General features: G+C 49.6%; 1 protein-coding gene. It reads left to right on the top strand.

Annotated features, from left to right (window positions below; translation table 11 throughout):
* Positions 1-27: 27 nt before the first annotated feature.
* On the top strand, positions 28-240 hold a 213-nt coding region (locus tag H6A34_RS15730; RefSeq protein ID WP_205106129.1), incomplete at its 3' end, for a carboxypeptidase-like regulatory domain-containing protein.

The following is a 240-nucleotide window of genomic DNA, read 5'->3' as shown; positions in this document are numbered from 1 at the left end:
AATTTAAAAACTTTTCGACTTGCGCTTGTGGCGCTGTTCACGCTCATCGTGGGCTCGCTGTCGGCGCAGACAATCAAAGGAAATGTGAAAGATTCCAACGGAGAGGCCGTCATCGGCGCAACAGTCCTCGAAAAAGGGACTAAAAACGCCGTAGTGACCGATATCGACGGAAACTTCGAAATCAAAACCTCCGGCAGTAACGAGCTGCAGTTTTCATACATTGGTATGAAGCCGCAGACG

This window comes from Marseilla massiliensis, from assembly GCF_016899855.1.
In the GTDB taxonomy this organism is placed as follows: Bacteria; Bacteroidota; Bacteroidia; order Bacteroidales; family Bacteroidaceae; genus Prevotella.
The sequence above is the reverse complement of the archived record's forward strand: the minus strand, read 5'-3'. Positions and strand labels throughout refer to the sequence as shown.